Here is a 14,812-nt window from a genome sequence, read left to right on the forward strand (position 1 = left end):
CATTTATTGGTGTTGATCCTTACTGGCAGCTGATTATAAAAGGTCTTATAATAGTTGTTGCAGTTGCACTTGATATAAGAAAGTATTTAGCAAAGAGATAAAAATGTAAAAAAGAAAATGGGCTTGTGCTTTTAGGCTTTAGCACAGGCCCATTTTGTTTATTTTCAGCTTCTAAACAGCACCTTTTCATTCTCAAACATCTTTGAAGCAAATATTATAGAGGCAATAAGATATACGGTTGAAGAAACTATGAATAATAACAAGTGCTGAATATTTATGATTCCATATATTAGCTCTTTAAATATTGCAAGTGAATTGATAAGCGGTATGATAAAGTAAGAACCTACCAAGTCATTTGGTGTTTTATACATTGTGAAGTAAGCGAGGATTAGCACCAAAAAGGTAATAGGTGTAAGATAAGTTTGAGCCTCTTTGAACGACCTTGCATATGAGGCAATGGCAACTTCAACTGCACTGAAAATTATAGCTGTCAACACCACAACAATAAACATTACAAAGTAAATAGATGCAGGAAGGGCAAGGGCTGCTATATCTCCCAATTCTTTTGTTGCATTTTCTCCAAAGGCCAACGGCAAAAACCAAAATGTAAGTCCAAGCCCTATTAGTGAGGTAACTCCGCTTATTATTGCCATGATTGAAACTGATATGTATTTGCCTGTTACAAGTGAGATGCGTGATGCAGCAGTTGTTAAAAGTGGCTCAAGAGTTCCCCTTTCCTTTTCACCAGCTGTTATGTCAATAGCAACATTAATGCCACCAAGTGAGGTATTGAGCACTACAAACATAGGGACAAGTATTGCCAGCAAAAACAACGCCATTTTGCGGGGTGGTGCAACGTTTTCTTTTGTAATGACAATAGGCTCAATAATTTCAGGGTTGATATTTTTGGACAAAAGCCTCTGTTTTGTTATGTTTTTTGCGTAGTCAGTTATGATTTCGCTCAATATTAAACCAACATTTGATGATTTTGAATCAGACCCATCAACTAAAATCTTTATATTAACCTGCTTTTCTTTTGAAAGATGGTCAGAAAAATTTTGTGGAATTTCAATCACTGCCTTAATTTTTCCATCTTGCAAATCCTTCTTTGGATTTGAAGATTGAACAATGTCAAACTGAGAGTTTTTGATTAAGTCAACAAGTTGTTTTGCATATTGCTCACCCATGATACAAATCTTTGTTTTTTCAGGTTTAACCTCATATGCAGACTTAGTTGCATAGATTATCACAAGAAGCATAAGGGGTGTTGTAAGTATGGGCAGGATGAAGTTCATAAAAAGAGCGCGTCTGTCTCTAAAAGCATCCTTTAATTCTTTTTTAAATACAATCCACACATGCTTCATATTTATTCTCATCTGTTATCACCTACCAATCTAATAAATACATCTTCAAAGCTTGCTCCAGAAAATCTTTGCTTTATCTCATCAATTGTGCCAATTGCAACAAGCTTTCCTTTGTGTATTATTGCAACCCTGTCACAAAGCTTTTCGACCTCACTCATTGTGTGGCTTGAAAAGATTATAGTCCTTCCTTCTTGTTTGCAAAGCCTGATAAAGTCATGCACCTCTTTTGCACTTGTGACGTCCAAAGAGTTTGTTGGCTCATCAAAAAGCATTACATCAGGGTCATGGATGATAGAACGCACAAAACACACCTTTTGTTTCATACCTTTTGAGAATTTACCAGCAGGCTTGTCGATAAACTCTTGCATCTGAAACCTTTCTACAAGCTCATCAATCCGCTTTTTAATTTCATCTTTTTTCATGTCGTGCAAAGTAGCAAAGTATTCGATGTTCTCTCTTGCGGTGAGCCTGCTATATAGCCCGCTTTCACTCCCAAAGAGAATTCCTATCTTGCGCCTTACCTTTTCAGGCTCTTTTGTGATGTCAAGTCCGTCAATTATAGCAGTGCCATGTGTGGGTTTTATCATTGTTGCAAGCATCCTTAAAGTTGTTGTCTTTCCAGCTCCGTTTTCACCAAGGAGCCCAAAGATTTCGCCCTTGTTGATGGTAAAAGATAGCCTGTCAACCGCCCTGACTTTTCCAAAGTCTTTGGTAAGTTCAATGAGTTGAATCATACACAAAGTAGCCTCCTTTTTACATATTTTTGATAGGCACTATTTATAATTGTTAAAGCACCTATTTTTGTATATCACCCCTCCTGTCTGTAGAATGAAGCAAAAACAGCGATGTATGAACTGATGAGCAAAATTATCGAAATCAGCAAATATGTTAGTGACCAGAGACTATTTTTGTACAGATTCACAATAGATGCTATTAAATTGTCGTTTGATGCTGTTGCAGTTTCTGCTAAAGCTAATACTATTATAAGAATAATCAAGAGAAAGAAAGGTAACAGTCCATACAACAATTCAGATAATGATTTTAACATTTTGTTTTTAACAAAATGCGGAAAAGAATAAAGTAATAAAAACAATGAAATAGATAACAAGTTAGTGGCAAGTGGTGAAACGAAAAACAAAAATATATTAAGTTCGACCCTATTTGGTTTGCTAAAAATTGCAAACAAACTTGAGATAAAAAAGGCAGAGCAGTATAAGAATGAAAAAATAATATCATTGGTAAATATCCAAAAAGCAATTGTTTTTCTTTTTACAGGCAACAAAAAGTAAAATTTTAAAACAGAATCCAATATATAATTAGATTTTACAGGACTCTTATCAAAAAATAAAGCTATTTTAGAAACTACAAAAACTTGCGGAATAAGAAGAGAGAATGCAATTACAAATGCAGAATATGCATTTCTATCAAAATTATTGCTATTATCATTTAACAGAAAGAAATTTAAACAAAACCAGAGGACTGTAAAAAATCCGATAATTAAAAGATGCATTTTAATCTCACTGGGATGAGGCATAAATTTATGCATTTATTTCACCTCACGTTATACATAACTTTTCCGCTGTAAATTTATAAAAAGCAGTTTAGATTTCTCGCCTGTAAATTGCAGCTTTGTTTACAATGAATGAAATTAAAAACAGTATTATTGATACAAATAAGACTATTAAAGCACTTTTATGGTTTGTATATAAATTTGTAATAAATTTTTCCTCTCTTTTATGAATTTCTGAAAGACGAAGACCAAACCAGAAAGGTATGTAAGCAGCTAATATTATTATAAAGTTTACAATAGTGTTATAAATTGTTTGGAAATTTGAATTTTTAATAAAGTAGAGCAGTGAATATAGGATAGTACAGATAGAATACCATACAAGTACAATAGAGAAAATCCAGAAGAAAGATAAAATGAAAATGTATGAGTGGGTTAAATTAAACACTTTTAAGATTAACATTCCGATGTTAAGAAAGAGAATATATATCAAGATTAGAATAACATCTGAAATAAGCTCCAAAGCAACAATCTTATTTCTTTTAATAGGCAGTAAAAAGAGCAGAGAAGCATAAGATATACTGCCATACATTTCACGGAGTTTTGTATTTTGAGCAAAAAAACTTGATTTTATTGTAAGCAGCATTACTAAAATGAACATGCTATAAATAGTTGCAAAAAATATAAAAGTATCAATTTTACCTGTTTTATTAATAAGCAGGGCAATAAACAAAAGAAGAATAAGAAAAACAATACATGGAATAATCTTATTCTTTTTGAATAATTTAAAGTAAACAAGCATTTTTAACCTCGCTCCTTTAGGATTTATTTTAAAAATCACTGTTTGAAAGAATTCTGTATGAAATAATAAATGAAATAACCATCAATACAGCAATATATGCAAGCGAAACAGCTGTCAGTATGCATATTGATTCAAAAATTTTAATTTTATGATACAGAATTTGCAAAGGTTCAGAAAAAATAAAAGGTACTCCGAAGTAAAAACAAAATATAAGGAGTATGGTATACAAGTTTTTTGGGATTGATTTTCTAAATGCAATAAAAACAGGCTGAAGAACTGTTATCATAACAAATTCCGTAAATATATATGACAAAAGTTTGCTGTTAAACTCATGTATAAGGTAAGAAGAATCAATATTAACTATAAATAAATATCCAATCAGACTAATAAATTGAAATATTAGCAACAAAAATCCGTCTTTTTAAAAATCGACTAATTATAATTTGCCATTTTTTAATAGGCAAGAGCAAACTCAAAGTTTCATACGAAAAACTATTTGACGTAAAAGGGTTATTTAACATGGTAAATGTAAGAAAAATAGCTACAAAAAAGTAAGATAAATATTCTTCCCAGAATATAGTAGCAGATGCTGGTGGATTTAATAGGCTACCAACTATCCAAAGAATAATAATGTATAGAAAGAAATACAAAACTGATGTATATATACTTTTCCTATAGAACTTCCAATACTTCATCCTTTTCATCCCTTCTCACAAGCATTACATAGAACTTTTCAATTGATGGTTTTTCAACAACAAAGCCTGGCTCAATAAACTTTTCAATCTCTTTCTTTTTGCAAAGAGCTTCAAACAAAAATGAACCTTTTTTACAAGATAAAACTATACTTTGTGGGATTTTGTTACTCTCTGAAGCAGGTCCTTTTACTATACAATAATCCTCTTCAATGCTTTCACGCGATGAAGAAAAGATGATTTTGCCATTATCAATGATTGTCACAAAGTCTGCAACATTCTCAATATCAGAGACTATGTGAGTTGAGTAAAATACAGCTTTTTCTTCAGACTGAACAAAACTCTGCAGAATCTCAACAAACTGATTCCTTGCAACAGGGTCAAGCCCAGATGTTGGTTCATCTAAAATCAAAAAGTCAGGTCTTATAGCTAAAGCTAGAGCAATAGACAGTTTCATCACAGTTCCTTTTGAGAGGTGAATTATTTTTTTATTCTGGTCAATTTCAAAAAGGTCACAGAGCTTGTTGTAAAGCCTATCATCCCAGTTTTTGTAAAATGACTTCATTATCTCTTTTACATCTTTCGGTTTTAACTGACCCGGCAAAATTGGAGTTTCTAATACAACTCCAAGCCTTTGTTTTATCTCAATTTCATCACAATTAAAAGGCTTTTCGAATATGAAAACCTCTCCACTTTCCTTTTTTGCAAGGTCAAGTATACACTTTATCAAAGTGGTTTTTCCAGCGCCGTTTTTTCCCAAAAGCCCCATGATGTAGCCGTTTTCTAAGGTAAGTTCTGGAATTTCAAGCCTAAAGTTTTTGTACGATTTTGTAAGGTCTTCTACTTTCAAGGCAATCATCTTTGACCTTCCTCTCCTTTATACAATCTTTCAATTGTTTCTAAAAGCTTTTTTAGGTCAACTCCAAGTATTTTTGCTTTCTGAACAATAGCTTTTAAATCATTTTCAATTTCTTGAAGGCCCAAAGTAGAAATCTTTTCTCTATCAATCCCAGCAACAAACGTTCCTCTTGCCGGCACTGTGACAATAAACCCTTCTTTTTCAAGCTCTTCATATGCTCTTTTTGTGGTGATAACACTTACATTCAGCTCTTTTGCCAAAACCCTGATTGATGGAAGACCATCTCCTGCCTTAAGACTTCCTTCTATTATCTGCTTCTTTATTTGATTTTTGATTTGTTCATATATGGGCTGGTTTGACATTTGCGAAATCACAAGCTTTAGCACATTTTTCTTTCCCCTTTTGCATACTGTATATATACAGTATATACAGTTTTAATTGGTTTGTCAATATTATTTCAAGTCGTTGTTGGGCTTTTCCCATTCGCACACCGCTTAATGAACGATAAATTCATTCATTTAAATTTTAATTTCATGGGTTACGATAAACTTAGAGCGATTAATATAGAAGGTATTTTGTATGATACATGCAACGTCAAAGATTATTGGAAGAGGGCAAGTAGAATTGCCCGCTGAGATAAGGAAAATTATTGGTGGGGAGAAGATAGGAGACAGTGTACTTTTCACTGTTCTAGACAACGGCAAAGTTGTAATTGAAGTGATAAAAAAACGAAAACTATCAGAGCTTGGAGGTTCTCTAAAATCATCAATCGCATTTATAGATTTGGACCATGAAACTAATGCAACAAAAGAAATCTGGGTAAGAAAGAGAGCAAGGGAGACACAACATGATGGAAAAAGTATGATTCGATGCGAATGTAATTTTTGAGATATGTATTGCATGACCACGAGGAGTTTTTTCAAAAAGCTCAGAAGATTATACTTAAAGCCGAACAGGGAAAGTTAAAACTGTTTGTTGCAGCAATTACAATTACAGAGGTTGTATGATATTCTGAGTGCCTGTATATGTTCTGATGGCATTGAAGCGGAAGAAGCGGATATTGTTCTTTTTGCGCTCAAAAGTTACAAAGAGAGCAACGTTGATTTCATTGCTGCATATCTTTTTCATCACATAGCAAAATCAGGAAACAATAGAATATTTACTTTTGATAAAAAGCATTTTCAAAGCTTAATGTAGAAATTTTGAATACAGATTAGAGTTGTTATATGTGTCCTATAAAAATACAAAAAGAAATTAGCCCCAAGACAGTATTGCACACAAGGGAGTAAATTGCCGGTGGTTTTTTTATTATATTTGTTCAACAAATTTTAGCTTATTTTATACAAAATATGTATTGATTTCGCTAAAGTAACCTGATATATTTTAAAATAAATACGAAAACGATTACTGATAAAAAGAAGGGCTGGGATGAAATATGAAGTATACAATCAAAGACATAGCAAAACTAACAGGCTATTCTGTTGCAACAATTTCAAGAGCACTAAGTGGAAAGGAAGGTGTGAGTCAGGAAAAAAGGGAAGAGATATTAAAACTGGTAGACAGCTTAGGATATACTCCGAACCAGACAGCAAGGAAATTGAGAAGTAAGCAGACAAAAAATATCTTGGTTATGATACCTGATATAGAGAACTACTTTTTCAATAAGCTAATAAAAGGGATTGAAGTCGAGGCAAGAGAAAATGGTTATAATATAATTCTTGGCAATTTTTCAGATTCCCAAAAAATAGAAGAAGAGTATTATAAAATGATGAAGGGTCAAATAGCAGATGGGATACTTCTTACAGGAAGCCTCAGCGAACCACAGAGAATTGTTGAACTATCAAAGCAGTTTAAAATGGTAGTCATTTCTGATTATTTTTCAGATGAACTTGTGACAGTGTGCATTGACAACTTCAAAGCAGCTTATGATGCGACTATGTTTTTATACAAGTGTGGATATAGAAAAATAGCTAAAATTACTGGCAAGATTGGAGCACTTCTTTCGCAAGATAGACTCAAAGGCTATAAAATGGCGCTTGAAAATCTTGGACTTGGAGCCAACGAGAAATATATAAAATATGGTGATTATAAATATGAAAGTGGATATAAGCTTGCAAAAGAACTGTTGACTATGCCAGAGCCCCCAGATGCCATTTTCTGTTCGAATGATGAGATGGCAATTGGAGCGTGTGATGCGGCAAAAGAACTTGGGATTTCAATTCCAGATGAACTTGGGATTATGGGGTTTGATGATATAGAACTTGCTTCAATGGTTACACCTAAAATTACCACAGTCCATCAACCACGTTATGAAATGGGGAAGCTTGCTGCAAGGCTTTTGATAGATATTCTGAAAGGAGGAGTTGTTAGCAAAGGTAAATATATCTTGGATACTTCAATCATTCCGAGAGAGTCTACAAAGAATACAAACTTCACAAATTGATAAAGTTTTTTTTAAAAACATATTGACAAGTTAAACAAAACGTAGTATATTTTATTTAGCGTAAACGATTACTAAGATTTCATAGAAAAACAACTAAAAACTAAAAATATTACATAAATTGCCAACGCAAAGACATAAAATCTTAGGAGAGTATCCCACCCGACAAAACAAAATGCTCGGCTCTTTTTCCACTTCAAAAAGAGCCGAGCCATAAAAATGGTATTGTCCCACACTGTTGTGTGTGGGATGATATAAAACCCCTATTTAAAATTATATCACAAAAACTTACAAAAAGGAGGTTGTATTTTTATGAAAAGGCTTATTGCGGTAATTACTTTAATTGCTCTGAGTGTAAGCTTGTTTTTAGCTTTTGGCCCTGCTGATACTAATGCCGCTTCTAAAAAGCAAGTCACAATCACCTATGTACGTGGCAAGGACGAAACTCACGCAACAGAAAAGATTATCAAAGAGTTTATGAAGAAAAACCCAGACATCAAGGTAATCTACAAAGAAAACCCATCTGACACAGGCCAAAACCATGACCAGCTTGTGACAGTAATGAGTGCCGGTGGTTCTGACATTGATGTATTTGACATGGATGTTATCTGGCCAGCTGAGTTTGCTCAAGCAGGTTACACACTTCCACTTGACAGGTTTATAAAGCGCGACAAGATTAATCTTAATGACTACATCAAAGGGACAATTGATGCTGCAAGATTCAAAGGTCAGATGTGGGCATTTCCAAGATTTATTGATGCAGGACTTCTTTATTACAGAAAAGACATTGTTCCTCAAAATGAACTTCCAAAGACATGGGATGATTTGATTAAAGTTGCTAAAAAGTACAAGGGTAAAAAGGGTACAAAATATGGATTTTTGATGCAAGCAAAACAATATGAGGGTCTTGTTTGTGATGCGATAGAGTATATTGCTTCATATGGCGGCAGAGTTGTTGATGAGAGTGGAAATATTGTAGTTAATAACAAAGGAACAATTGATGGACTTAACATGATGAGAAAGGTTATAACATCTGGTATTGTTCCACCAAACATCAACACATTTACAGAGATTGAGACACATACAGCTTTCATAAACGGTCTTGCAGTTTTTGCAAGAAACTGGCCATACATGTGGGCTATGGTAAATAGTCCACAATCAAAAGTAAAAGGCAAAGTTGGCATTCTGCCACTTCCAAAAGGTTCAAAGGGTTCAGCTGCAGCGCTTGGTGGCTGGATGGTTGGTATTAACAAATACACAAAGAATCCTGAAGCTTCATGGAGACTTTTGAAGTTCCTTGTGCAAAGAGAAGGACAAAAACTTATGGCCATTTACAACGGAAATGTTCCCGTTTACAAGCCACTTTTTAACGACAAAGATGTTATAAAAGCAAATCCACTTATTGGCGACAAGAAGTTCATAGAAGCTATTTTAGCTGCTGTTCCAAGACCTGTTTCACCAATTTATCCAAAGCTTTCAGATGCAATGCAAATTGAGTTTTCCAACATTGTAAATGGCAAGAAGGATGTAAAAACAGCTGTCCTTGATTTGGACAAGAAATTAAAAGAGCTTGTAAAGACTCAAAAGTAAAAGACAATCTCAATAGAGAAATTGGCAGGCTTAAATTCTTTTTAAGCCTGCCAATAAAGTTTAAAGGGGAGGGGAAAGATGGACAGAAAGGAAAAACTATTTGGGTATTTATTTTTGCTTCCTGCAGTTTTGATATTCATCTTTGTTGCAGTAATTCCTCTTGTGCAGGTTTTTGTCTTCAGCTTATTTGACATTCAACTCAACAATCCAACAAAAAGCGAGGTTTCTCTTTCGTATAAGATAGATGTTGAGAACTATGCAAATACAGTCTTTACAGCATCATCAATACTTGACAGTGTAAGCAGCCAAAGTTTGGATAGCAAACAGAAAAAGATAGTAGATAGAATAAAATCTTTACTGCCTGAGCTGGAAAAGAGCATATTCAATACCAATGAAAAGATGTCGCAGCTTAACAAAGTAAATGACCTTTTGAACAACTTTCAGCCAGTTGATATAAAGCTCAAATATTTATCTGTTTCGAGAAAAGAGATAAATCAATACAATGAGTATGTGAAAAAACTCATATCACTTGCAAATTCATTGCCGAACACACAAGAAACCAATGATTTAAAACAGGCACTTTTGGCGCTTGACCAGGTTATTGTAAAACCAAACTTTGTTGGTCTTCAGAACTATAGCTACTATCTAAAGGATTCAAGGCTTTTGTCAGCCATAAAAAATACACTTTTGTTTACAGTTGTAACAGTATTTTTTGAACTTGTATTTGGTCTTATGCTTGCTGTTGTTATGCACAAAGTAACAAGCCTGAAAAATGTTTTCAAAAGCATTGTTCTTATGCCTTGGGCAATTCCTACTGTTATATCGGCTTTGATGTGGAAATTTATGTATGATGGTCAGGTTGGTATTATGTCAAAGTTTTTTGCAGACATTGGACTTATCAGAAGTCCGGCAGACCTTTTATCAAGTACCACAAACGCAATGATAGCTGCAATGACAGCCGATATCTGGAAAACAACACCCTATATTGCAATTTTGCTTGTTGCAGGACTTCAGACAATTCCGGAGTCGCTGTATGAAGCCGCAAAAGTGGATGGTGCAAATGCAGTTTACCAGTTTTTCAGGATTACTTTGCCAATGTTAAAACCAACCATACTTGTTGCTCTGCTTTTTAGAACCCTGGATGCATTTAGAGTATTTGACCTCATATATGTTTTGACAGGCGGCGGTCCTGCAAACTCAACAGAGACAGTTTCTATCTACACTTACAAAACACTATTCAACCAGCTTGACTTTGGAAGAGGTTCGACTTTGGCAGTTTTGATTTTTATAATGGTGACAATCATAAGCTTTATCTATATAAAAATCCTTGGCGCTGAGGTATTCTCACATCAAAAGAGGTGATGGGATAAAATGAAAAACAAGAAGAAATTAACAGGCGAAAAGATTGCAAAGATTGTTATGAACATAATAATTGTGCTGGCACTGATTGTAATTTTGTTTCCTTTTTACTGGCTACTTCTTACATCAATAAGACCAAAAAGTGAAATATTTAATATTTCATCTTTGATAACTTTAAAACCCCATTTTGGAAATTACAGAATGGTTTTTACTGAAAGACCATTTGCAAGATATATTTTAAACAGCTTTGTAATCGGCCTTGAGACAACAATTATATCAATTGTGATTGCCAGCTTTGCAGCATATGCAATTGCAAAAACAAATATCTCACCTAAGATAAAAAACCTTGTTTTGAGTCTTTCATTGGCTGTTTCAATGTTTCCACAAATTACAATTGTATCTCCTATTTACATTATGGTAAAAAACTTGGGGCTTAGAAACAGCTTTTTTGGGCTTTTGATTCCATACACCACGTTTTCGCTGCCACTTGCTATTTGGTATCTGACAACATTTTACCAAGGTGTCTCTCATGAAATTGACGAAGCAGCAAAAATTGATGGATGCAATACATTTCAGATTTTCTATAAAATAATTACGCCTCTTATAGCACCTGGCATTTTTACAGCAGCTATACTTATATTTATTTCTGTATGGAATGAATTTTTATTTGCTTTGGTCATAAACACTGATGACGTTTGGAGAACAGTCTCAGTAGGAATTGTCATGTTCCAGGGAAGGTTCACAATTCCTTGGGATGAGATTTCGGCTGCTGCAATTGTAGTTATGATTCCTCTTGTACTAATGGTATTTGTATTCCAGCAAAGAATTGTATCTGGTCTTACAGCAGGGGCTGTAAAAGAGTGATTTTTATGGCTATCTAAAAGGAGTTTAGAATATAAATAAACTTGCCTATTTTCCTTTTAGATAGCCTAATTTTTAACAATAGGAGGTGTGGCATGAAGGCGATTGTGAAAAAAGCAAAAAGTTTAGCGTCAACTTTGCCAGGGAAGATAGCTATTCTTCTGTTTTTAGTTGTTTTAATTTTGGTTTTGTTAATAGACATATTTACAGTTACTTTTTCTACATCTATGTTAAGGCAAAACATAGAAGACAGTATTTCAACTTCAACATTCCAATCGGGCAAATATTTTGACCAAATATTAGAACGTGCAAAAGACTTGTCATTTCAGCTTGCTACAAATGAAACTTTAAAAAAATACATAAACGTTCAAAAAACAAGTAATGATGACTATGAAAAACTTGAGTGGAAAAAAGAAGCCCAAAAAGCGCTGTTGAGTATTGTTTCATCAAATAAATTCATTTCAAGTGTTTATATTCTCATAAATAAAGAATCTTCTTTGGGCTATCCTACTATCAGCTTTGATAACATTGATTTTAATAATTTGTTTAAAAGCAACTGGGTTAAGATGGCTTTTGAAAGTGACCAGGGTTTTATATGGTGCGCTGATCATAATCAGTATTTTAATGATGTTCTTAAAGAAGTTGGTTCAGATGTAAGAGATTATTCAATATCCGTAGTGAGGGTATTATATGATCCTTCAACTGGAAATAAAATAGGATTGATTGTAATAGACATCGGTAAAGATGTATTTGACGAAATGCTCTCAAATATCAAAATAACTAAAAATGGCATATCTTTTGTTATTACACTAGACAGTAAAATAATTACTTCAAAAAATTTATCTACTGCAATAAAATCCAAAATAAATGTTATTAAAACTACAATTTCAGAAAAGGCAGATAAAAAGGATGCAGATATTTTTGAAACAAATTTATCTGATGTATGGATAGTAAGTTATTCGAAAAGCTCAGATAGTGGATTTATATATGCTTCATTAATACCTAAAAATGACATAACATCTAAGATATTTAAGCTGCAACTGGTTATCATTTTGATTAGTTTGATATTTGGTGTATTTGTTATTGGAGGAAGCTTTTTTGGCACATTGAAAATTACAAAAAGTGTGAAAGTTGTATTAGAACAAATGAATAAGGCATCAGGAGGGAATTTGACAGCATTCTCTCATGTATCATTAAATGACGAAATTGGTATTCTATCAGATGGCTTTAACAAAATGGTAAGCCAGCTTAGAGAATTAGTCGGTAAGGTTAAGCAGCTTTCTGAACAGGTAAATAAGACCATCTCTACTATAGCAACTATTGCCTCAGAAACAACTGCTGCTTCGAATGAAGTGGCAAAAGCAATTTCAGAAATTGCTGAAGGTGCTTCTTCACAGGCTAACGAAGCTACATTGATTTCACAAGCTATGAGTGGATTTACAAAAGACGTGATTAATATGGTTGAAGATTTTAATAGAATGAACAAGGTTTCAGAAGAAGTTTTGGTTAAAACTGATAGAGGTTATTCTGCAATAGAAGTATTGAGACAGGTTGCAGGTAACTCACAGAAGACCACAAAAGATATGATTTTGCGTGTAAGAGAGCTAATTGGATGGGTAGAGAAGATAAACAAAGTTATGAATCTGCTTTCGAGTATATCTGAACAAACAAGACTTTTAGCGTTAAATGCTACACTTGAAGCTGCTAAAGCAGGCGAAAGTGGAAAAGGTTTTGCTGTTGTTGCAAGTGAAATAAGAAAACTTGCTCAACAGTCTAAAGACGCGACAAAAGATGTTGAAGAGATTGTCAAAAATATTTTATCAAAAGCAAAATTTTCTGAAAAAGTTGTGGACGACGTTGAAAATATAATAAAACTGCAGGAAGATTCGATAAGAAGTGTTGAGATTTCTTTTACAGAAATGAAAAATGTTATTTCTGACTTGCTTGATGGTCTGCAAAGGGCAATTGAGACTTTAAGAGTTATAGATTCAAAAAAGGATAAAATTTTCAACAGTGTTGAAAACATTTCTGCTGTTTCAGAAGAAACTGCGGCTTTATCAGAGGAAGTTTCTGCTGCAACTGAACAACAACTTGCTTCTGTAGAGGAGTTACAGAATATGATATATTCTCTTAGAAATTTGTCTGAAGAGCTGAATAAGGCAATATCAGTATTTAAAGTAGAATAAACCTTTTAACATTTTTTGGAATATATATTTAAATACCAAAAACTGCAATCTAATCCAAAGACGCTTTGGTGTAGCAGTTACACAAAGCGCCTTTAGTTTTTGTTTTTGTATGTAAACATAAGTACATAGTTTTATGATAGGCGCAGATATAAAGCTGTAGATAGTAAGATGTTTACAAACAGCTTTGTGAGGTTAAGTAATAATAGTGAGATGTAGCTTGTATGCTCTTTTTCATTATGGTATAATTTTAGACAGAAGAAAAAGCTATAGCTGGGGAAAAATTAATTATAAGGATGAAGTAGATGCAGCAGAAAGTACCGCATAACCAGTATGATTTAACATTCAAGAGATTATTTCAATTCAAGGAAGTATTTTTAAACTTTTTAAGGAGCAATATAAATAGAGAATGGGTAAACAGGATAGATGCTGAGAGTTTAGAGTTTGTTGACAGGAGTTTTATCAAGGACGAGTTTGTGGAAAAAGAAGCAGATGTGATATATAGAGCGAGATTAGAAGATACGGACATATACTTTTATGTGTTAATAGAACCGCAATCTACTGCGGACAGGAATATGCCAAGAAGGTTATTTGAGTATATGACTCTTATATGGAAAAGGCACATGGAAGAGAAAGGAGACGAGTTATTACCGCCGATTGTTCCGATAGTGCTGTACAATGGTAGAAGCGGGTGGAATATACCGACCCAGATATTTAAAGGTTTTGATATATTCAAGGATGATATGTTTAACTATATTTTGGTTGATGTAAACGGGCTTGATGATGAAAAGCTAAGAAGCAGGTTAGACCTTTTAAGTATTATTTTGTATTTAGAAAAGTCAAGAAGGAATGCAGAGGAGTTTGTAGAGAAGCTCAGTGAAGTGTCAGAATATGTTTGTAAGTTACCACAGGTGCAGGTAAAAGTGTTTTGTTCATGGCTTTTGAGGATAGTAAAACCGCAGGTGAGAGAGGAGATTGAAAGCAAGATAGATGAACTGCTAAAGAAGATAGAAGCTGAGGGGGTGGAAGATGTGGGAGAGTTTATATTCAATGTTCAGCAGCTGATACAGGAGTATTACAGAGAAGCAGAGGAAAAAGGCAAAGAAAAGGGCTATGAGGAAGGTATACAGGAAGGTATAAAGGAAGGTATAAAGG

14 protein-coding genes and 1 pseudogene are annotated in these 14,812 nt (G+C 33.8%); 10 read left to right on the forward strand and 5 right to left on the reverse strand.

Annotation, left to right across the window (positions count from 1 at the left end; translation table 11 throughout):
• Positions 1-101 (forward strand): annotated as a pseudogene (locus tag H964_RS13605) (beta-methylgalactoside transporter); the annotation flags it as partial.
• Between the two features lie 63 nt (positions 102-164).
• Here the strand turns inward: H964_RS13605 and H964_RS11675 are convergent.
• Both H964_RS11675 and H964_RS11680 read right to left on the reverse strand, forming a co-directional pair.
• Complete coding sequence (locus tag H964_RS11675; RefSeq protein ID WP_039767858.1) at positions 165-1,376, reverse strand: ABC transporter permease; 1,212 nt, start codon at positions 1,374-1,376, stop codon at positions 165-167.
• Complete coding sequence (locus H964_RS11680) at positions 1,373-2,098, reverse strand: ABC transporter ATP-binding protein (protein ID WP_011917999.1); 726 nt, start codon at positions 2,096-2,098, stop codon at positions 1,373-1,375. Before H964_RS11680 ends, H964_RS11675 begins: the two co-directional genes overlap by 4 nt.
• Positions 2,099-2,221: 123 nt before the next feature.
• Here H964_RS11680 and H964_RS12645 point away from each other — a divergent pair, with 123 nt between their 5' ends.
• Entirely contained in the window at positions 2,222-2,443 is a 222-nt protein-coding gene (locus H964_RS12645) for a hypothetical protein (protein WP_187147304.1), read from the forward strand.
• Positions 2,444-2,965: 522 nt separating this feature from the next.
• Here H964_RS12645 and H964_RS11690 read toward each other — a convergent pair.
• The 3 genes from H964_RS11690 to H964_RS11705 form a co-directional block, all read right to left on the reverse strand.
• A complete protein-coding gene (locus H964_RS11690; protein ID WP_237738292.1) occupies positions 2,966-3,712 on the reverse strand; it encodes a hypothetical protein in 747 nt (248 codons plus the stop codon).
• A 633-nt stretch (positions 3,713-4,345) separates the two neighbouring features.
• On the reverse strand, positions 4,346-5,224 hold the full coding sequence (locus H964_RS11700; protein WP_039767863.1) for an ABC transporter ATP-binding protein: 879 nt from the start codon (positions 5,222-5,224) through the stop codon (positions 4,346-4,348).
• The gene (locus H964_RS11705; protein WP_039767864.1) at positions 5,221-5,610 is read right to left on the reverse strand and encodes a GntR family transcriptional regulator; all 390 of its coding nucleotides are present in this window, start codon (positions 5,608-5,610) and stop codon (positions 5,221-5,223) included. Before H964_RS11705 ends, H964_RS11700 begins: the two co-directional genes overlap by 4 nt.
• Positions 5,611-5,803: 193 nt before the next feature.
• Between H964_RS11705 and H964_RS11710 the strand changes: the two genes are divergently transcribed.
• The 8 genes from H964_RS11710 to H964_RS11745 form a co-directional block, all read left to right on the forward strand.
• Positions 5,804-6,112 (forward strand): AbrB family transcriptional regulator, encoded by a 309-nt coding sequence (locus H964_RS11710; protein WP_011917993.1) that lies wholly within the window; start codon positions 5,804-5,806, stop codon positions 6,110-6,112.
• Positions 6,109-6,231 carry a hypothetical protein gene (locus H964_RS13290; RefSeq protein ID WP_266166052.1) on the forward strand — a complete coding sequence of 41 codons (123 nt, stop codon included), beginning with the start codon at positions 6,109-6,111 and terminating at the stop codon, positions 6,229-6,231. The genes H964_RS11710 and H964_RS13290 overlap by 4 nt, the downstream gene beginning before the upstream one ends.
• 428 nt (positions 6,232-6,659) lie before the next feature.
• A complete protein-coding gene (locus H964_RS11720; protein WP_011917991.1) occupies positions 6,660-7,667 on the forward strand; it encodes a LacI family DNA-binding transcriptional regulator in 1,008 nt (335 codons plus the stop codon).
• A 309-nt stretch (positions 7,668-7,976) separates the two neighbouring features.
• On the forward strand, positions 7,977-9,254 hold the full coding sequence (locus H964_RS11725) for an ABC transporter substrate-binding protein (RefSeq protein ID WP_011917990.1): 1,278 nt from the start codon (positions 7,977-7,979) through the stop codon (positions 9,252-9,254).
• 78 nt (positions 9,255-9,332) lie between these two features.
• Positions 9,333-10,616, forward strand: a complete 1,284-nt coding sequence (locus tag H964_RS11730) for a carbohydrate ABC transporter permease (protein ID WP_039767866.1) — start codon at positions 9,333-9,335, stop codon at positions 10,614-10,616.
• Positions 10,617-10,625: 9 nt separating this feature from the next.
• Positions 10,626-11,477: a carbohydrate ABC transporter permease gene (locus H964_RS11735; RefSeq protein WP_039767867.1), complete on the forward strand. Its 852-nt coding sequence runs from the start codon at positions 10,626-10,628 to the stop codon at positions 11,475-11,477.
• A 92-nt stretch (positions 11,478-11,569) separates the two neighbouring features.
• Positions 11,570-13,660, forward strand: a complete 2,091-nt coding sequence (locus tag H964_RS11740) for a methyl-accepting chemotaxis protein (RefSeq protein ID WP_039767869.1) — start codon at positions 11,570-11,572, stop codon at positions 13,658-13,660.
• A 302-nt stretch (positions 13,661-13,962) separates the two neighbouring features.
• The coding region (locus H964_RS11745) for an Rpn family recombination-promoting nuclease/putative transposase (RefSeq protein ID WP_039767870.1) at positions 13,963-14,812 on the forward strand (850 nt) is incomplete at its 3' end.

Source organism: Caldicellulosiruptor sp. F32 (genome assembly GCF_000404025.1).
GTDB classification, from domain to species: domain Bacteria; phylum Bacillota; class Thermoanaerobacteria; order Caldicellulosiruptorales; family Caldicellulosiruptoraceae; genus Caldicellulosiruptor; species Caldicellulosiruptor saccharolyticus.

Excerpts from the sequence above, each read along its gene's own strand:
- H964_RS11710 (WP_011917993.1), top strand. The coding sequence starts at position 5,804 with ATGATACATGCAACGTCAAAGATTATTGGAAGAGGGCAAGTAGAATTG.
- H964_RS11700 (WP_039767863.1), bottom strand. The coding sequence starts at position 5,224 with ATGATTGCCTTGAAAGTAGAAGACCTTACAAAATCGTACAAAAACTTT.
- H964_RS11740 (WP_039767869.1), top strand. The coding sequence starts at position 11,570 with ATGAAGGCGATTGTGAAAAAAGCAAAAAGTTTAGCGTCAACTTTGCCA.
- H964_RS11720 (WP_011917991.1), top strand. The coding sequence starts at position 6,660 with ATGAAGTATACAATCAAAGACATAGCAAAACTAACAGGCTATTCTGTT.
- H964_RS11680 (WP_011917999.1), bottom strand. The coding sequence starts at position 2,098 with ATGATTCAACTCATTGAACTTACCAAAGACTTTGGAAAAGTCAGGGCG.
- H964_RS12645 (WP_187147304.1), top strand. The coding sequence starts at position 2,222 with ATGAGCAAAATTATCGAAATCAGCAAATATGTTAGTGACCAGAGACTA.
- H964_RS11730 (WP_039767866.1), top strand. The coding sequence starts at position 9,333 with ATGGACAGAAAGGAAAAACTATTTGGGTATTTATTTTTGCTTCCTGCA.
- H964_RS11675 (WP_039767858.1), bottom strand. The coding sequence starts at position 1,376 with ATGAGAATAAATATGAAGCATGTGTGGATTGTATTTAAAAAAGAATTA.
- H964_RS11725 (WP_011917990.1), top strand. The coding sequence starts at position 7,977 with ATGAAAAGGCTTATTGCGGTAATTACTTTAATTGCTCTGAGTGTAAGC.
- H964_RS11735 (WP_039767867.1), top strand. The coding sequence starts at position 10,626 with ATGAAAAACAAGAAGAAATTAACAGGCGAAAAGATTGCAAAGATTGTT.